The organism is Spirillospora sp. CA-142024, from assembly GCF_050942325.1.
GTDB lineage: Bacteria > Actinomycetota > Actinomycetes > Streptosporangiales > Streptosporangiaceae > Spirillospora.
In genome coordinates this window covers 1,197,334-1,216,083 of record NZ_CP192077.1, presented here as the reverse complement: position 1 = coordinate 1,216,083, position 18,750 = coordinate 1,197,334, and the positions used below count along the sequence as shown (strand labels likewise).

Here is an 18,750-nt window from a genome sequence, read left to right as displayed (position 1 = left end):
GCGCCCCCGGCCCGCACGCCAATGCCCCGTCAGGAAGCGGACGGGGGGTCGGCCTTGTGCCTGCCGTTGGGCTTCAGTGGCGGGACGATCCGGGCCGGGCGCGACCCGGCGCCGCGCGGCAGTGCGTGGCGGGCGCGCGGCACCCGGGGCGCGGGCACCTCCTGCGGCGCCTCGGGGGGCTCCGGTGTCTCGTCGTCCGCCTGTTCCGGGGCCCGCTGCTGTTCGCGGAGGTACTCCTCGTACTCCATCGAGTGCGCGGTCGGCAGCGTGATGATGCCGGGGTTGGCGTCCACGAGCAGGGTGCGGCGGCCCGTCGCGCCCGAATGGGTGAAGACCATCGCGGTCGGCGGCAGCTCCTGCAGTTGCGGCGGCTCGACGAGCAGTTCCCGGAACCGCTGCTTGTCGGGACGGCGGCGGTCGGCGACCGTCCGGCCCCACGCGGTCGCCGAGCTGATGCCCTCCACCAGGACGGAGTCGTCGGCGGCGGGCGCGGGCAGCGGCGACCAGACCGGGTCGGTGAGGCCGTCGCCGCGCGGCCGCGCGAACGCGACCGTGCTGGCGTAGCTCTCCCCCGCCACGTCGAACAGGGTCTCCCCGGCCGCGTCGGTGATCTCGGCGACGAGCAGCGGCTGCCCGGCGCCGATGTGCTCTGCGGCGACCCGCGCGTCCTCGGGGTTGCCGAGCCGCATGAACCCGACGGCGGCGTGCCCGCGCCGGCCGAGCCGCTCCCGCACGTGGCCGGGGATCGACCGGTACATCAGGACGAGCCCGGTCCCGGTGGCCTCGCAGGCGTCGATGAGCCGGTCCAGGACGTCGCCGCGCAGCTTCTCGGCGCCGCAGAGGAAGAGTGTGTGATCCCAGCGGCCGCCGGGCGGGGCCTCGCGGACGCGGTGCGTGAGCGCGGTCGTCACGTACGTGCCGAGGATGCGGTTGGTGAGGACGCCGGCACGCCGGTCCATCGACACGACGTGGAGCCGGGACGGCGGCAGCCGCACCGGCTCGGTGGCGAGCTTCTCCAGCTTGCGGAGCTGCGCCTCAAGCGCCCACGCGCGGCGGACGACGATCCGGTCGGTCGCGTCCCGCCCGAACAGCGTCGCGATGCGTTCGAGCTGCTCGTCGTCGAGGAGGCCCTTCCGCAGGTCGTCGCGCGGGTCGCCGACCTGGGCGAGGACGCGCAGCGCCGCCGTGATGCGCGGGATCGTCGTGTCCGGGCCGAGCACCTCGATGAGCCGTTCCAGGATCGAGTTGTCGAACGACAGGTCGCGGGTGCCGCCCTCCTCCTCGCCCGCGCTGACGACGAGCGACAGCACGTCGGCGAGCGCCTCGGGGTTCAGGCCGCGGGTGACGTCCAGGCGCGGGAGGTCGGCCGGCAGCACCCAGACGAGCGGGTCGTCGCCGCGGTCGGCCGCGAGCCGGAGCAGGTCGTGCGCGACCGCGCCCTCGGACAGGTCGATGACGGTCAGCCGGGCGCCGACGGCGAGCCGGGCGGCGCCCATGGTGGTCACCGCCGCGGACCATCCGGCGAGCGTCCCGCCGACGACGTCCACCCGGTCGACCCCGGGCGGGACGGCGACCGGGTACCACTCGCGCTGGCTCTCGTACGCCGAATGGCGGCGCTCCCACTCGGCCCGTTCCTTCGCGTACGCCTTCTCGGCCGCCTCGCGCCTGCGTTCACGGGCGGCCCGCTCGCGCTGCTCCGCGTCCCGCTCCTGCGCGAGCCTTTCCCGGACGCCCTTCTCGTCCCGCCACAGCCCGCCTCCGGTGATGGCGAGGACGACCGCGCACGCCAGCAGCGCCACCCCGGCGAACGCCCACGGGATGATGCCGGCGATGCCGCACAGCAGGAACAGGGCGACGAACACGAGCGTCCCGCCGAACGCGATCCGCAGCGGCCGGCCGGCCATGTCCTCGCCGGGGCGCCGCGCGGGCGGCGGCAGCGGGGCCCGTTCGGGCGCCTCAGGCCGGCTCGGGGGCGGCCCCGGATCGGGGTGCACCTGCGCGTAGCGCCAGCCCACATGGACGCGGTCGGCCTGTGTGAGCCGCGCCATCGCGGACCCGCTCGCCATGTCCGTCACGTCGAGAGACCCCTGGGAGTCGCGGGAATGTAGGGAACGCCTGGGGGTTGCCTGTTCGGTTGCTTATGGTCGGTTTGCTACAAGCACAGGGTAAAGAGCTTCCCGCGTTCCCGCGCCGCGTTCAATGGAACAGCACCCCGAACACCCGACTTCTCCCGTCAATTCGGTCACCAGGTCAGCCCGTGGGAAAGATCGGACACCCCGCTTCCGCGGGTTGTCCGCATCCGGCCACCCTCAGGCGCCGGGGGCCGCCTTCACCGGCATGAAGGTCTCCAGTTCCATCGTCGGGTGCGGGTACTTCCACTCGACCCCGTCGAACGGGACGTACATCCCCTCGGGCGTGTCGGCCAGGAAGTAGTTGCCGTTCCACTGGTTGGGGTTCGTCACCGGCGAGCCCTGGGGGTACCGCGAGCCGAGGGCCTCGTACTTCACGCCGACGCCGAACATGGCGTAGACGGCGGCGTCCACGAAGTTGAAGTACGAGATGTCGCCGCGCAGGTGGGTGTCCTGGAGCGCGACACCGTGAATCCGGTCGCGGGCGAAGTACAGCGAGCTCAGGTCCTTGACGACCTGGTTGAAGTCGTGCGCCCCGTCGTGGTGGATCAGCGCGCGCGTCGCCTGCTCGGCGCGCAGCACGTTCGCCACGTAGGTCGGCAGGTCCCCGTGGAACATGCGGACCCGCGTCATGGCGCCCGGGAAGATGCGGCGCACCCGTTCGCGGGCGAACCGGAGGAACACCGGGTTGACGTCGACGAGGTCGAGTTCGAGTCCCATCGGCTCGACGCAGCCGGCGAGCACCGCGGCGGAGCCGCCCATGAAGACGCCGACGTCGACGAGCCTGGTCAGCGCCCCCCGCTCGCGCTCGACGCAACCGAAGACGTCGTAGTAGTGCTGCGCGCTGCACTGGTCCTCGTAGGCGAGGTTCACGTCCTGGGACCGGGACGCGATCCGGTCGAAGACCGTGTTGCGTCCCTTGAAGACGGTGAGGTCGGCGTGGTGCCCGCTGAGGATGGGAATGCCGAGCCGCTCGTGCAGGTTCTCGGCGTCCTCCAGGGCCGGGTCAGGTTCGAGGAACGTCCCCCACGTGGCCTCGTGCATCGCCACGGTCGCGACGTAGTCCGTCATTGTCGGCTCCCTCTGCTGGAGATGTGGTCATCGCGGCCGGCCGGGCGTCCTGCGCAGCCGGGCGGAGAGCGCCCGCCCGAGATGCGACACCGCCTCGCCCAGTTCGGGCTCCCCGGCGGGAGGCGCGACGCTCTGACCCGGTTTCTCTGCCGGCTCCTGCGGTTCCCGGCGCCTGGCCGCGAGCTCGGTCCTGGACCGGTCGAGCTCGGACCGCAGGCGGGCGATCTCCCGCTGCTGGGCGGCGACGGTCTCGGTCAGGCGGTTCGTGTCGTCCGTGCGCGCCTCCGCCTCGTACTGCAACTGCAGGATGCGGGTGTAGGAGGCGATGCGGTTGTTCTCCATCGCCGCGAGCAGACGTGAGGACGTGTAGGGCCGCAGCGCCTCGAAGATCTCGTCCGCTCCGGGCGACCCCGCCCTGGCCAGCACGCCGAACCCGAACACGGCCGGGACGATCCGGAACCTCCAGTCACCGGCCTCGTCCAGCGCGTCCTCGACGGCCGTGAGCACGCCGTTGCGCGGGCCCCCCGCGTGCTCGGCCACCGTGAACGCGCCGCCGCCGACGAAGCCCGCGGGGGTGAGGTCGTCGTGCCACACCGTGGGGCCGTCCGCCGTGGCCGGGTGCAGGTCCTCCGGGTCCAAGGGCGACGGCTGGTAGTAGAAGTCGCGGCGCCCGCACGGCCACAGCACGTCGTGCAGGACGACCACCGCGTCCGGCGCGTTCGCCATGATCCAGGCGAGTTCGTCGCGGACCACCGCGTAGTTGTGGTCGCCGTCCAGGACGTAGAGGTCCGCCACCGGGAGTCCGGGGAGCACCGCCGGGGACAGGCCCTCCACGAGGTTCAGCCGCGGGTCCTCGGCGAGGACGGCGCGCAGGTCGTCGTCGGGCGCGGGCTCGACGCAGTGCACGGTCGCGCCCAGATCGGCGTACAGCGAGCTGACCTGCCCCGACTCCACGCCGACCTCGACCACCGTGGCGATCTCCCGGCAGCCGGAGATCGCCTCGTACAGTTCCCGGAACACCGACATCGAGTGCAGCAGCAGCGGCTGTTCGCGGGCGGCGCGGGCCTGCTCGTGCGGGTCGCCGGGAGACCCCGCGGCGGCCGCCCCGAAGTCACGTCGTGTCACCGAGCTTCCTCCTGGCCACTCGTCCCGCACCGGCGGCGACGCCCTTGACGCCGGCCGCCCGGTACTCCTCGCGGAGCCGGTCGGTGAGCCGCGCGGCCCGGGCGGACCGCTCCGCCTTCCGGTCGACCGGCATCCGCGGCGCCATGCCGGTCATCGACTGCGGCAGCATCGCGAACGCGATCGTGACCTGTCCCGACGACACCGCCGGCACCCCGGCGCGGCGGGCGAGCGGGAGCCACACCGCCGCGTAGAAGGTGTCGAACTCCATCAGGTTCCCGCCGAGGTAGCGGCAGTCGGCGTAGTGGAGGCCGACGAAGTCCTCGGGCTTGTCCCAGCGCAGCACCCGCTCGCGCTGCCGGCCGCCGGCGATGACCCTGGCCTCGATCCAGTCGACCCGCACGATCGCGGGACGGCCGGGGATGGCGAGCGAGATGTCGACCGTGTCGTGGTGCTCGAACGACAGCCGGGAGAACGACAGCCCGTTGTGGTTGATCCGGACGCGGCGGCGGATGGGCTCGTGCCACCGGTCGTCCGCCGTCCGGTACCGCAGCCGCGTCTCGTACCTCTCCCCGGACGGGTCGAACGCCGCCGCGTCGACGGCGCCGTCCGCGACGGCCCGTGCCATGGCGCCGAGCCCGGTGTCGGAGGCGGCGAGCAGCCCGGGCCAGAACGAGTCGCGCATGTTCAGGTCGTCGAGGTCGCCCGGCGACAGGTAGGGGACGGCGGGTTTGAGGTCGGCGGGCAGCAGCGTCGTGACCAGGGACGAACCGAAGTTGTCCTCGTGGGTCCAGTTGCCGAAGACGGCGGCCTCGTCGGCGGTGGGCGACTCCAGCGCGGCCACCAGGATCCGGGCCAGCCGGTCCCGCGCCGCGCGCGGGCGGGCGAGGTCCGGCCACGCCCCGCCGGAGGCGGCGACGTATCTGTTCCACATCCGCTGGAACGCCAGGACGCCGTCCTGCACGGTCCGGCGCTCGGCGTTCTGGGACGGCGAGTCGGCCGTCTGGCCGAGGACCGGCGCGCCCTCCTCGGTGTAGCCGATCAGCGATCCGCACAGCGCGTTGACGCACTGCTCCACGATCTCGGGGCTGCGCGTGACGGTCGCCGCGACGTGCGCCGGGTGCCCGGCCTGCGCCAGATAGCCCTCGGCGCGCAGCCCGGCCATGTAGACCCGCTCGGCCCGGTTGTCGGTGGCCAAGTACAGCCCGGCCGGCCGGACGTCGATGCGGGCGATCTCCAGGGCGCGCGCGAGCTGGCGCTGGATCGTCCCGCCCCAGCCGAGGTCGACGAGCGTCAGCTCGCCCGCGGCGAGCGCCTCGTCGTCGAGCGCGCCCGCGTCCCGCAGCGACTTGATCATGCGTTCGCGGGCGGCGGTCACGGTCACCGCGAGCCGGTTGCACAGGTGCGGCGTCTCGGTCAGCGCGCGGGCGACCCGGTCGGCGATGTCGCCGTTGTCGATGACGGTGTCCAGCTCCGTCGCGAGGCCCGGCACGTCGCCGGGCTGCAGTTCCAGGACGGACAGGGCCTGCCGGACGGTCAGCCGGTAACCCGTGCGGACGAAGGCGTGCACCGCGGCCGTGTCGTGCGGGTCGAGCCCGGCGAGCGAGGTCACGAAACGGGACAGCCACACGGGGGCGGCGCGGACGTCCCAGCCGCGCGCCGCGGCGGCCTCGTTGATCAGCCGGGAGAGTAGCTCGCCCTCGCGCATCGAGCACCAGAGCCGGCGCGTCCCGGCCTCGTGCGCCTTCCACGCCGCCCACTCCGCGAAGCCGGTCAGCACCGGGCCGAGGACGCCCGCCCCGTACCGCCACGCGACGTCGAGCGCGGAGGTGGTGAACGGGACGCCCGAGTGGACGGCCTTGGCGCGCAGGCTGGTGAGGCCGAAGTCGCCGTGCCGGTCGTCCAGGTCGGGCGCGTGGTCGCCGAACGGCTGGACGGGCTCCTTCTCCCGCTTCAGGACGTCCAGGTAGTCGTCGTCGAGCCTGCGGTAGTGCACCGTGCGGATGCCCAGCTCGCCGGGGACCTCGTGGTCGGCGACCTCGTGGTCGCCGATGTGCACGATCTGCTCCGGGCTGCGGCCGAGATCGCGCAGCACGATCTCCCAGAGCCCGGACGCCTTGGCGGTGCCGTGCTGGTTCGACCGGAAGATCCGGACGCCCTCCATCGGGCCCAGCTCCGGCCGGTCGAGGAGCCGGGCGAGCTGGTCGTCGGTGAAGTACGTGTCGGAGACCAGGACGACCTGGATGTCCTGCTTGCGCGCGGCCTTCACGATCTCGGCGACGTCCAGGTCCACGACGGTCAGCTCGCGCTCCAGCAGGAGCTCGGCCTCGACCAGCTGCTCCAGGGGCGCGGCGCCGAAGACGCCGTCCGGCATGGCGCGCCAGATGTCGAACAGCGAGACCTCGGTGCCGAGGGCGTCGCGGCCGCGGCGGGCGGTGTCCTCGGCGGCGATCCGCATCCGGCGGAGCGTCGCGTCGGTCACCCACCGCGGGCAGAGCCCCGCGTCCCGCATCCGGGACGCGAGCAGCGCGAACGCGTCGGCGGGCCGCGGTACCCGGCGCCAGAGCACGGTGTCGAAGATGTCCAGGGACAGGACGGTGCACGCCTTGTCGGCGATGATTCGGTGGACGTTGTCGAGCAACGGACCGCCGGATACCTGCTTGGTCAACGCCGCACCTCTCCCCTGGTCCTGCACGCGCTCCCGGCGGCCCCCGCCGCGGTCCGGGACACCTTATCCACCGAAAGCTCCCGATCCGCCGAGATCCCCCGGTGCGGCCCCCATGCGGACGCCGGCATCGCCCGCGGCGGCTTCGCGGGCGGCGGCGCGGCGGGCGGCGCGGTCCTCGCGCACCAGCCGGCCGGCCTCCTCGGTCGGCCCATCGAAGATCACCCGGCCCTGCCGCATGGTGACGCCGCGGTCGCAGAGCCCGACGAGCATCTTGATGTCGTGCGCGACGATGACCATGGTGCGGCCCTCGCCGCGCAGCTCGCGGATGCGCGCCAGGCACTTCTCCCGGAACGGCGGGTCGCCGACGGCCAGCACCTCGTCGATCAGGAACACGTCCGGCTCGGTGTGCGCGGCGATCGAGAAGGCCAGCCGCATGAACATACCGGACGAGTAGAACTTCACCTGGTCGTCCAGGAACCGCTCGACCCCGGAGAACTCGACGATCGCGTCGAACTTCCGGGTGATCTCGGCCTGCGACATGCCGAGGATCGCGCCGTTGAGGAAGACGTTCTCCCGGCCGGTCAGCTCGGGGTGCAGGCCGGCGCCGACGTCGATCAGCCCGGCGATCCGGCCGCGGACGAGGACCGACCCGGCGTCCGGGCGCATCACCCCGGAGATGAGCTTGAGCAGGGTGCTCTTGCCGGAGCCGTTGAGCCCCATCAGCCCCACGGTCTCGCCCTGGCTGATGGTGAGGCTCACCTCGTCCAGCGCCCGGAACCGGTCGGACAGGCTCTGCCCCCGGAACGCGCGGACGCTCATCTCCTTGATCGAGCGCGCGTGCCGCAGCGTGAAGTTCTTCGTGACGCGGTCGATCACGATCGAGGGGGCGGACGGTGCCAACGGTGGGGAGGTCAACGGTCACAGCTCCTGGGCGAAGCGCGTCTGCATGCGGGAGAACGCCGCGTGGCCGGCGGCGAACACGAGCACGCTCACCGCCAAGGAGACGGCGGCGTGGGCGTACAGGTGGGGCGGGAAGGCGAAGTCGCCGTGGGTGCCGGAGAACCAGAAGGCCCGCTGAAACAGCGAGACCGCGCTGACGAGCGGGTTGGCGAGGTAGACGTCCAGCACCCAGCCGGGCGCGTGCGTCTGGACGTGGGTCCACGGATAGATCATCGGCACCGACCAGGTGATGACGATCATCGAGATGTCCACGACCTGCTCCAGGTCGCGGAAGAAGACGTTCACGGCCGAGCACAGCAGCCCGAGACCGAACCCGAAGACGAGCACGATCGCGAAGCCGAAGGCGGCCGCGCCGAGTTCGGCCGGCGACGGGCGCCACCCGGCGGCGACGGCCCCGCCCAGCAGGATCATGAGCCCGGGCAGGAAGTGCACCAGCGAGACGAGCACCGAGGCCGCCGGGAACAGCTCGCGCGGCAGGAACACCTTCCGGACGAGCGGCGCGTTCCCCGTCACCGACCGGGTCGCCGAGTGCAGCGTCTCGGTGAACAGGTTGATCAGGACCATGCCCGAGAACAGGTAGACCGAGAAGTCCTCGACCCGGTCGTCCATGCCGAGGAAGATGCCGATGACGTAGAAGTAGACGGCGAAGTGCACCGCCGGCCGCACATAGGACCAGCCGAGACCCAGCAGCGAGCCCTTGTAGCGCGCCCTGAGCTCGCGGCGGACCAGCAGCCGCAGCAGGTACTTCTCCCGCAGCGTCTGGCGCAGGCCGCCGTCGCCTCCCGGCGCCCGCAGCCCCTCGTCCGCGCGGATCGGCGTGACGGTCACCGGGGCCCGCTCCCGTCCGCCGTGTTCCGTGCGGGGGGACGACCCCCCGCACCCCCCGGAACCGCATTATCGAAGGTCGCCCGCCACGCCTCGGGTGAGGAGATCTCGGCCATGGCGGCCCGGTACCGGCGGCTCAGCTCCGGCCATTCACGGCTGAGCCTCGCGTGCAGCAGCGACGTGCGTCTGAGCAGCGTCCGGAAACGCTCCGGGTCGCGCTGGTACCAGGCGACCTTGGTGCCGTCGGCCGAGGAGACAAGGGCGCTGTCGACCTGCGACAGCAGGCTCCAGTGCCGGTCGATGTGCGGGACGACCACCTGCGGGTTCCCCTCCGAGCCGGAGTCCACCGGCCGGAGCTGCCTGAGGGTGCCGAGCATCGCGCTCGTCAGCACGTTCACCTTGCCCTTCGGCGGCTTGAACCCGCGCCCGCGCTTGGGCGGCTTGTTCCTGCGGACCTGCGGGAACTCCTCGTGGCTGGTGCGGTTCTGCGCGTCCGGGAACGCGGCGCGGAACGCCAGGATGTCCGGGAGCTTGGTGGAGATCCCCGCGTGCATGTGCTCGGGGCCGCTCAGCACGTCCTCGATCGCCGACAGCATCAGCTCGGCGGTGGAGTACTGCATGGCGAGAGCGTGCTTCACCGAGATGATGTAGCTCTCCTTGACCAGGTTGCCGCCCCGCTCGTACGGCGAGTGCATCAGCGCGGTGACCAGGCGGTTGCGCTCGTGGAAGTACGCCTGCCAGTCGATGCCGTCGTCCTTGTCCTGCCAGGGGACGTGCCAGGCGGCCATGCCGGGCAGCGACACGGTCGGGAAGCCCGCCTCGCCTGCGCGGACGCAGTACTCGGCGTCGTCCCACTTGATGAACATCGGCATCGACAGCCCGACCTTGCGGACGACGTCGGTGGGGATGAGGCACATCCACCAGCCGTTGTAGTCGACGTCCACGCGCCGGTGCAGCCACTTCGTCTTGCGGAGGCTGCCCGAGCTCGTCTTCGCGCGGGGGTTCGGGTCGGGCGGCAGGGCGAAGTCGTGCTCGCGCTTGGTGTGCGCAGCCTCCTCCCACCACCAGCGGTACCGGCCGATGGTCTCGCCGTAGGCGTGCAGCTGCGAGCGGACGAACAGGTTGAACATGTGCCCGCCCACGATCGTCGGCGTGCGGGCGAAGTCCCCGAACGCGACGGCGCGCAGCACGCCCTCGGTCTCGGTGACCACGTCGTCGTCGAGAAGAAGGACGTAATCGCTCGTCCCGGCCTTGAGGGTCTCGTCCATGGCCCGGGAGAACCCGCCGGATCCGCCGAGGTTGCCCTGCTCGATGACGCGCAGCTTCGGGCCGAGCGCCGCCGCGGCGCGCTCGTAGTTCGCGTCGTCCCGGACGCGGTCGCTGCCCTGGTCGACCACGTAGACCGCGTCCACCACGTCCAGGACCTCCGGGGCGCCGCCGAGCGCGAGGAGCTGGTCGACGCAGAAGCCGGGACGGTCGAACGTGGTGATGCCGAGGCTGACCCGCCCCTGCCGGACGGGCCCGGACGCGCTCATGTCCGCGCACCAGTCGGCACGCTCCAACACAGCGTTGCCCTCCCCGGCGAGGATGTCCATCCAGTACCAGCCGCCGTCGATGAACGGGCGCAGCGGCAGCCGGAACGTCTCCTCGCGGGATGTCTCGGAGTCGACGCGGACGGAGTCGACGCGCTGGATGTGCCCCTTCGCGCTGGACCGGTAGACGATCACGGTGGCCTCGCCGCGCACGCGGACCCGGAGGACGACCTCCTCCACCGACGTCCAGCGCCGCCAGTAGCTGGCGGGGAAGGCGTTGAAGTAGGTGGCGAACGAGACCCGGCGCCCCACCGGCACGACCACGCTGCGGCGGCCCACGTCCTCGGCCAGGCCCGTGACGATGCCGTCCTCCGCGGCGGCCTCGGCGGCGACCGCCTCCGCACCCCGGGCGATCTCGCCCTCGACGTACAGCTTGAGGACGTCGAGGTCGCGGTCCACCGGCATCACGACGCGCTGCAGCACCCGCAGGCCCGCGGCGTCGCCGGACTCGCCGGACGTCTCGGCATGCTCGGTCACTCGTCCACACCTCCACGTAGCCCGGGCTGAGGGGACGGCCCCCGAGATCCCCCGGGTCTGTTATTAAGACGCGAGCCCTCGCCGAAATGGGGACGCAGCCTGTTGTCGACCATGCTGAGCGCGCTCGCGATGGCCATGTGCATGTCGAGGTACTTGTAGGTGCCGAGCCGCCCGCCGAACAGCACGCCTTCCTCGCGGCTCGCCAGCTCGCGGTAGGCGAGCAGGCGGGCCCGGTCGGCGGCGGTGTTGACCGGGTAGTACGGCTCGTCGCCGCGCGCCGCGGCACGGGAGTACTCCCGCATGATCACCGTCCGGTCGGCCGGGTACTCGGCACGCTCCGGGTGGAAGTGGCGGAACTCGTGGATCCGGGTGTACGGGACGTCCTCGTCGGCGTAGTTCATGACCGGTGTGCCCTGGAAGTCGCCCGTCGGCACGACCTCCGTCTCGAAGTCCAGCGTCCGCCAGCCCAGCTCGCCCTCGGCGTGGTCGAAGTAGCGGTCCAGGGGGCCGGTGTAGACGACGGGCACGTTGCCGACCACGTCGTCCCGCAGGTCGAAGAAGTCGGTGTTCAGCCGGACCTCGATGCCCGGATGGTCGGCCATCCGCTCCAGCCAGGCGGTGTAGCCGTCGACCGGGAGCCCCTCGTGAGTGTCGCTGAAGTACCGGTTGTCGAAGGTGTACCGCACCGGCAGCCGCGTGATGATCTCCGCGGGCAGGTCGCGCGGGTCGGTCTGCCACTGCTTGGCCGTGTACCCGCGGATGAACGCCTCGTACAGGGGGCGGCCGATCAGCGAGATCGCCTGCTCCTCCAGGTTGGCCGGGTCCGTCACCTCGGCGGCCTGCCCGGCGATCAGCGCCCGCGCCTCGTCCGGGGTGAAGGCCCGGCCGAAGTACTCGCAGATCGTGCCGAGGTTGATCGGCATCGAGTAGACCCGGCCCTTGTACGTGGAGTACACGCGGTGCCGGTAGCCGGTGAAGGCGGTGAACCGGTTCGCGTACTCCCACACCCTCTCGTTGGAGGTGTGGAAGAGGTGCGCGCCGTAGCGGTGCACCTCGATGCCCGTCTCCGGCTCCGGCTCGCTGTAGGCGTTCCCGCCGATGTGGTCGCGGCGGTCGAGCACGAGCACGCGCAGGCCGAGCGCGGCGGCGCATCGTTCGGCGACCGTGAGCCCGAAGAACCCCGAACCGGCCACCACGAGATCAACGTTCACTGAGCGGTGTCCATCCCGTCTCGTGCGGGGAGCGAAGGACCTGGCCGCGCCCGGGCACCGCCGATCCATATGTACGGAATGCGGCTAAGATACCCGGGGTTCGATCGGTACCGGCGCAGGAATCCCAAGGATCGCGGTGGCCCCACCCACTCCCGGCAGTGCGGCACAGAGTCCGCGCCCCGCGGTCTTCCTGCATGTCGGGGCGGCCAAGAGCGGCACGACGTTCCTCCAGCACGCGCTGTGGCACAACCGGCACCGGCTGCGCGAGCACGGCGTCCTCTACCCGGGCCGCGACCTCGCCGCCCACGTCCGCGCCGCCTTCGACCTGCGCCGGACGTTCTTCCGGGAGGCATCCGACCCGGCCACCCGGGGGGCGTGGCGGGAACTGGTCGCCGAGGCCCGCGACTGGCCCGGAACCGTCATCATCTCCCAGGAGCTGTTCGCGCCCGCCAGGCCCAAATGGATCCGCCAGGCCATGACCGACCTCGATTTCGCCGATGTTCACGTGATCTTCACCGTGCGCGACCTCGGCCGGCAGATCCCGGCGCACTGGCAGGAGGACGTCAAGAACCGGTTCACGACCCCCTTCGGCGAGTTCGTGACGGCCCTGCGGCGGCAGGACTGGCGCGCCTACGAGAGCGCGCGCCTGTTCTGGGGGCTGCAGGACCCCGTCGGGGTGCTCGGCCGCTGGGGCGCGCACCTGCCGCCGGAACGCGTCCACGTCGTCACACTGCCCCCGCCCGGGGCGCCCCGCGACCTGCTGTGGAGGCGGTTCTGCAGAGCCACCGGCCTCGTCCCGGACGCCTACGACCTGTCCCGGACGTTCGGCAACCCGTCGCTCGGCCTGTCCGAGACGCAGTTCCTGCTGCGCCTCAACGAGGAGCTCGGCGGCCGCCTCGGCTGGCACGTCTACAACGAGGACGTCAAACTCTTCCTCGCCCAGCACGTACTGGCCGGGCGTCCTCATCCGGTCAGGATCGAACTGCCCCGCGAGCACGTCCCGTGGGCGACCGGGCGGGCCATCGAGACGGCCGAGGCGCTGCGCGCCGCCGGATACGACGTGGTGGGCGACCTGTACGACCTGATGCCGCAGCCGGCCTCCGGCCCCGCCCTCGGACGCGCGGTCGCGCCGCCTCCCGACGAGCCGCGCTGGGCGGAGATGGCCGACGTCGGCGTCGATGCCATCGCGGCCCTGCTGCGGCGCGTCCAAGAGAGGCGGGAACGCGGCGACGCGGTGCCGGGCGCGGAGATCCCCGTCCGGGACCAGATCGACATGCTGCGGGCGGGCTCCGCCGATCTGCTGGACACGACCGGCCGGCTGGTCCAGGACGCCGCGCCGCTCGTGGAACGGGCCAAGCGCAACGCGAAGGAACGCTATCCGGCGGCCGGGCGCCTGCGCGGCGCCTACCGCAGGATCCAGGGCCGGCCGGGACGGCCCGACGCCGACACGAGAACGAGGTGAGCGCCCGCATGGGGGACCGCGGAAAGTCCGTCTACCTGCACGTGGGAGCGCCCGCCGCCGAGGCGGCCTTCCTGCACCGCGCGCTGTGGCTCAACCGGCGGCGCCTGGGCGACGCCGGGGTCTGCTACCCGATCGCCGGTCCGCAGGAGCACTTCGCGGCCGTGATGGACCTCCGGGAGATGAGCTGGGGCGGCCACCGGGACCCGAACTGGGACGGCGCCTGGGACCGGATGGCGCGCCGCGCCCGCGACTGGGACGGCCCCACCGTCGTCTTCTCCCAGGCCCTGCTCGGCGGCGCGACCGAGCAGCAGGTGCGGCGGGCGGTGGAGGCGCTGGAACCGGCCGACGTGCACGTGGTCTACGCCACGCGCGACCTGGGCTGGCAGCTGATCCTCGACTGGCAGGAGCAGATCCGGCACACGCACACCATCACCTTCGAGCGCTTCGTCGACGATCTCGTCGCGCGCGGCATCGACGCGCCCGAGCCGTACGGGGAGATGTTCTGGGGCCTGCACGATCCTGTCCGGGTGCTGGGGACGTGGGAGCGGGCGGTGCCGAAGGAGCGCGTCCACGTCCTCACTTTGCCGGCGCCCGGTGACCGTCCCGGCCTGCTGTGGGAGCGGTTCCGGACGCTGATCGGCGTCGACGACGGGGTCTGCGATCTCGGCGGCATCGCCGGGGACGAGCCCATGCCGGCGATCGAGGCGGAGCTGCTGCGCCGGCTGAACGAGCGGATCGGCCCGGCGCTCGGCGGCGACTACGAGCGCATGGTCCACGAGCACCTCGTGGGGCAGGGCCTCACCAGCGGGACCGCCGGCACGGGACGTACCCGTATGGGCCTGCCCGCGCGGCACGCCGACTGGGCCGCGGAGCGGACCCGCGAGCTCGCCGGCTCGCTGCGCGCCTCGGGCTACGACGTGGCCGGCGACCTGGACGAGCTGACAACCTCCCGGGCCCCGGAGGCCGCCATGCTGCCCGGCGACGTCCCCGAAGAGCTGGTCGCGACCGCGTCCGTCGGGGTGGTGGCGCACCTTCTGGAGGAGCTGGCGCTGGCCCACGAGCGCGTCGGCCTCGCCCACCTGAACAGCGAGATGGAGGGCGTGCGGGAGAACCTTGAGCGGCTCATGGACGCCGCCGCGTCTCCGTCGCCGGCGCTGCAACGCGCCGCCCGGCGCGCCACGGGCAGGCGGAACGCGTGAAGCGGGGCCCGAAGACCCGCGGCGGTCCGTCCGTCACCGCGGTCGTCGTCACCTACAACCGGCGGGACCTCCTGGACGAGTCGCTGACCGCGCTCGGCGCCCAGACCCGCGTCCCGGACCGGATCATCGTCGTGGACAACGCGTCCGGCGACGGGACCGCCGCGATGGTCGCCGACCGGTTCCCGGACGTGGACCTGCTCGTCCTGTCCCGCAACATCGGCGGGGCGGGCGGCTTCAGCGCCGGAATGGCCCGGGCGCTCGGCAGCGGCACCGCGCTGCTGTGGCTGCTGGACGACGACACGGTCCCCGAACCCGGGGCCCTGGAGGCGCTGCTGTCCGCCCGCGAGAAGGCCGCGACCGGGGAGGACGGGCCGCCCGCGCTCCTGGCCAGCCGGGTCGTGTGGACCGACGGCCGGGACCATCCGATGAACACGCCGCGCCCGAAGCCCCGGGCGACGGTCGCCGAGTCGCGGATCGCCCGCGCGGCGGGCTGCGTGCCGATCCGGTCCGCGTCCTTCGTGTCCGTGCTGGTGGACGCGGCGGCGGTACGGGAGCGCGGGCTGCCGGTCGCCGACTACTTCCTGTGGAACGACGACTTCGAGTTCACGACCCGGCTGCTGCGGGGCCGCCGCGGGCTGCTCTGCCCGGCGAGCATCGTGGTGCACAAGACCAAGGAGTTCGGCGGGGCGGACGCCGACCCGGGCGACCGGTTCTTCTACGAGGTGCGCAACAAGATCTGGCTGTTCACCGGCAGCCCCGGGCTCGCTCCGCCGGAGCGCGCCCTGTACGCCGGTTCCACGGTGCGCCGCTGGGCCCGCACCTTCGCGGGGTCCTCCGACCGGGCGGTGCTGCGCCGCGCCCTGGTCCGCGGAGTCAAGGACGGGCTGTTCACCCGGCCGAGACCGACCGCGGCGGTGCTGCGGGAGACCGGAGTCACCTCGCCCTCGGGCGGCGGCGCCGATGGTCGAGACGACTAGCCGCCCTCGGGACGACACGGCCCGCCCGGCTCGGTGGCTCGCCGGGCCGGCGCTGCCGCTCGTCCCGGCCGCGCTGACGCTCGCCGTCTCCCTCGTCGGCATCGGCACGCCGTCGCTGTGGCTGGACGAGGCCGCCACGATCAGCATGACCACGCGGTCGTACGGCGACATGCTGGCCGTGTTCCCGCATCTCGACCTCGTCCACGCCCTCTACTACATGATCATGAAGCCGTGGGTGGCGGCGTTCGGGACGAGCGAGCTCTCCTTACGGATGCCGAGTGCGCTCGCCATGGCGGCGGCGGGCGCGGGCGTCGCGGTCATCGGCCGGCGCTGCCTCGGGACGTCCGCCGGGCTCCTGGCCGGGCTGGCGTGGGCCGCGAACCCCCAGACGAGCCGGTGGGCGCAGGAGGCGCGCTCCTACGCCCTGACGGCCGCGGTCGCGGTCCTCGCGACGTACCTGCTCATCCGCGCCGTGGACCGTGCAGAGCGACACCCTTGGCGATGGTTCGCCGGCTACGTCCCGGCGGTCGCCGCGCTGGGGTTCCTGCATCTGGACGGGGCCCTGCTGGTGGCGGCGCACGCCGTCACCTTGCTGCTGACGCGCCCCAAGGCCGGGACGTGGGTGCGCTGGCTGGTCTCGACGGCGGCGGCGACGGCCCCGCTCGCCGTCCTGGCGCTCGCGGCGCAGGATCAGAAACGCCAGGTGAAATGGCTCCCCCGGCCGTCCTGGGACGTCGCCTGGACGCAGGTGCAGTTCCTCACCGGGACCACCGCGCTCGTCGCGCCCGTGGTGATACTCGCCCTGATCGGCATCGTCGCGGCCGTCATGAAACGCTCGCGTGAACCCGGTGAGGCCGCCTCCCGGGGAGCGCCCTCCCTGCCCGCCGTCGCGCTGCCGTGGGCCGTGCTGCCGACCGTGCTGCTCCTCGCCGCCAGCGTGCACGAACCGATCTTCTACTACCGGTACACGACCTTCTGCCTGCCCGCCGTGGCGCTGCTCGCCGGCGCGGGACTCGCCGGGATCTTCGATGCGACGCCCCGCCCGGCCGTGCGGACTGCGCTGACGGCGGTCGCGGTCGTGGCGCTCGTCGGCCCGTCCGTCCATGACCAGATGCACATCCGGCGGCAGGACAGCCGTCCGGAGAACATGCACAAGGCCGCGGACGTCATCCGCGCGCACGCCCGGCCGGGCGACGCCGTCGTCTACCTCGCGGGGGCCGTGCGGTGGAGTGCGGCCACCTACCCGGATGTCTTCGGGCGGCTCCGCGACGTCGGCATGGAGGTGGACCCGGTGACCGACGCCAACCTCAAGGGCCGCGACGTGCCCCCGCGCGACCTGCCGCCGAGGCTCGCCGGCGCGGACCGGGTATGGGTGATGAACCACCGGTCGCTCAACCCGCACGGCCCGGTCATCGAGCGGCGGGAACTGGCGGTGCAGGCCGCCGGGCCCTGGCGGCAGGCCGGGGTCTGGACGTACCGGGGCGGCTGGCTCGCCCTGTTCGAGCGGACCGGCCCCTACCGCAGTTCCAGGTAGTCGAGCTGCCCCTGCCCGTCCAGGCGGCGCAGGCCGACCGTGTTCCAGCCCGCGGCGAGGTCCACCGTCACCGTGGCGGACGCCCAGCCGGCGACCTCCGTGGCGTCCAGCCGCAGGGACGCCGCGGCATAGCCGTTCACCGACACCTCCAGGTCCAAGGCGCGCCCCGACCGGTTGGCGTACCGCGCCAGGACCGGGTAGCGCCCGGCGGAGGGCGCGAACACGGGCACGTCCACCCGGCAGCCGTCGCGGGCGAACGGGCCGATCGCCCTGCCGCCGGACGCGCCCCGCCGGCCGAACGCCGGGACGCAGCCGTTCAGCCGCGCCCGCTCCGCCTCGTAACGGACGGGGACGCCCCGGACGACCGGCCGCGCGCCGTCCCAGCCGAGGCGGGCGGCGTACATGCCGCGGGTCACCTTCGAGCCGCCGTGATGGCCGAGGATGCCGTGGAAGAACAGGTAGTCGCCGGTCTCGTCGGCGAACACGTCCGCGCTGCCCGGCCCCTCGATCCGCCTGCCGTACATGCCGGTCGACTGGACCGGGCCGCCCTTCCGGTACGGGCCCTCGATCGAGGACGCCACCGCGTAGCGGGTCTGGTAGTTCGACTGGAAGTACCAGCCCGCCGAGTACAGCAGGACGTACTTCCCGCCCCGCCGGACGAGGTCCGGCGCCTCGACGAGAACGGGTTCGCCGGCCGCGCGCGTCATGATCCGCTTCGCGGGCCCGGCCAGGCCGAGCCCGTCCGGGGTCAGCCTGACCAGGTAGATCGCCGCCGTCTTCCGGGCGTCGCTCTTGTAGAGCAGGTAGCGGGCGCCGTCCGGCTCGATGAAGGACGCCGGGTCGATCGCGCCGCCGAGGTTCAGCGGGCAGACCAGCGGCGCGCCCTCCCGCGGGACGAACGGTCCGGCGGGCGAGGACGCGGTCGCCACCCCGATGCACTGCTCGTCGCCGCCCTTCCGGCGAGCGGAGAAGTACAGCACGTACGGGCCGGTTCCGCGTGGCGGGACCACCTCGGGCGCCCACGTCCAGCCGCCGGACGCCCACGCGGGGAGCCGGGCCAGGCCGTCGCCGGGCGACACCGTCCACGGCCCGGTCGGCGACGGAGCCGTCGCGACCGGTAGCCTCGTGTCCGCGCTGTTGGTGCCGTACGCGAAGTACCTCCCGGCCACCTCGATCACGGCCGGGTCGGCGAAGGCCCCGTCGATCACCGGCTTGACGGGCGAGTACCCGGCCGGGTCGAGCGCCGCCGGCGCCCCCGCCGGGCTCGGCAGCGGCGCACCCGGCGCCCCGCCGGAGCCGGGCCGCGGCGCGGGCCGGCCGGAGACGGCGAGCCCGACGACCAACGCGACCAGAGCGCTGATCGCGACCCCCGCGACCAGCGGCATCAGCGTTGCGAGCGCCCGCAGGCCCCGGTTCGTGCTCCTCATGGCACCCGCATCATGCCAACAACCCAGGCAGAACGGCCAACCTGCCCGGCTACGCGGAGCGGCGGCCGGATCGTTACGCTTGCCCGGCGATCGCAT

At 72.9% G+C, this 18,750-nt stretch carries 13 protein-coding genes; 4 read left to right on the top strand and 9 right to left on the bottom strand.

What is annotated here, in order from left to right; genetic code table 11:
* Positions 1-29: 29 nt before the first annotated feature.
* The 8 genes from ACQPZP_RS05995 to glf all read right to left on the bottom strand — a co-directional run bounded on the left by ACQPZP_RS05995 (position 30) and on the right by glf (position 12,055).
* On the bottom strand, positions 30-2,066 hold the full coding sequence (locus ACQPZP_RS05995; RefSeq protein WP_433476627.1) for a hypothetical protein: 2,037 nt from the start codon (positions 2,064-2,066) through the stop codon (positions 30-32).
* Positions 2,067-2,309: 243 nt separating this feature from the next.
* Entirely contained in the window at positions 2,310-3,200 is an 891-nt protein-coding gene (locus ACQPZP_RS05990) for a class I SAM-dependent methyltransferase (protein WP_433476626.1), read from the bottom strand.
* Between the two features lie 27 nt (positions 3,201-3,227).
* Entirely contained in the window at positions 3,228-4,325 is a 1,098-nt protein-coding gene (locus ACQPZP_RS05985) for a class I SAM-dependent methyltransferase (RefSeq protein WP_433476625.1), read from the bottom strand.
* Positions 4,312-6,990 (bottom strand): hypothetical protein, encoded by a 2,679-nt coding sequence (locus ACQPZP_RS05980; protein ID WP_433476624.1) that lies wholly within the window; start codon positions 6,988-6,990, stop codon positions 4,312-4,314. Before ACQPZP_RS05980 ends, ACQPZP_RS05985 begins: the two co-directional genes overlap by 14 nt.
* A 63-nt stretch (positions 6,991-7,053) precedes the next feature.
* Positions 7,054-7,905, bottom strand: coding sequence for an ABC transporter ATP-binding protein (locus ACQPZP_RS05975; protein ID WP_433476623.1), 852 nt, complete (start codon positions 7,903-7,905; stop codon positions 7,054-7,056).
* A 3-nt stretch (positions 7,906-7,908) separates the two neighbouring features.
* Positions 7,909-8,778 (bottom strand): ABC transporter permease, encoded by an 870-nt coding sequence (locus tag ACQPZP_RS05970; RefSeq protein WP_433476622.1) that lies wholly within the window; start codon positions 8,776-8,778, stop codon positions 7,909-7,911.
* Entirely contained in the window at positions 8,775-10,844 is a 2,070-nt protein-coding gene (locus tag ACQPZP_RS05965; protein WP_433476621.1) for a glycosyltransferase, read from the bottom strand. Before ACQPZP_RS05965 ends, ACQPZP_RS05970 begins: the two co-directional genes overlap by 4 nt.
* On the bottom strand, positions 10,841-12,055 hold the full coding sequence (gene glf / locus ACQPZP_RS05960) for a UDP-galactopyranose mutase (protein WP_433476620.1): 1,215 nt from the start codon (positions 12,053-12,055) through the stop codon (positions 10,841-10,843). Before glf ends, ACQPZP_RS05965 begins: the two co-directional genes overlap by 4 nt.
* Positions 12,056-12,191: 136 nt before the next feature.
* Here glf and ACQPZP_RS05955 point away from each other — a divergent pair, with 136 nt between their 5' ends.
* From ACQPZP_RS05955 to ACQPZP_RS05940, 4 genes are read left to right on the top strand one after another with little or no spacing between them, the layout of a single operon-like run.
* Entirely contained in the window at positions 12,192-13,517 is a 1,326-nt protein-coding gene (locus tag ACQPZP_RS05955; RefSeq protein ID WP_433476619.1) for a hypothetical protein, read from the top strand.
* Positions 13,518-13,525: 8 nt separating this feature from the next.
* Entirely contained in the window at positions 13,526-14,716 is a 1,191-nt protein-coding gene (locus tag ACQPZP_RS05950) for a hypothetical protein (protein ID WP_433476618.1), read from the top strand.
* Positions 14,713-15,693 (top strand): glycosyltransferase family 2 protein, encoded by a 981-nt coding sequence (locus ACQPZP_RS05945; RefSeq protein WP_433476617.1) that lies wholly within the window; start codon positions 14,713-14,715, stop codon positions 15,691-15,693. Before ACQPZP_RS05950 ends, ACQPZP_RS05945 begins: the two co-directional genes overlap by 4 nt.
* The gene (locus ACQPZP_RS05940) at positions 15,677-17,227 is read left to right on the top strand and encodes a glycosyltransferase family 39 protein (protein WP_433476616.1); all 1,551 of its coding nucleotides are present in this window, start codon (positions 15,677-15,679) and stop codon (positions 17,225-17,227) included. Before ACQPZP_RS05945 ends, ACQPZP_RS05940 begins: the two co-directional genes overlap by 17 nt.
* Here the strand turns inward: ACQPZP_RS05940 and ACQPZP_RS05935 are convergent.
* Complete coding sequence (locus tag ACQPZP_RS05935) at positions 17,209-18,654, bottom strand: family 43 glycosylhydrolase (protein WP_433476615.1); 1,446 nt, start codon at positions 18,652-18,654, stop codon at positions 17,209-17,211. The genes ACQPZP_RS05940 and ACQPZP_RS05935 overlap by 19 nt on opposite strands.
* Positions 18,655-18,750: the final 96 nt, after the last annotated feature.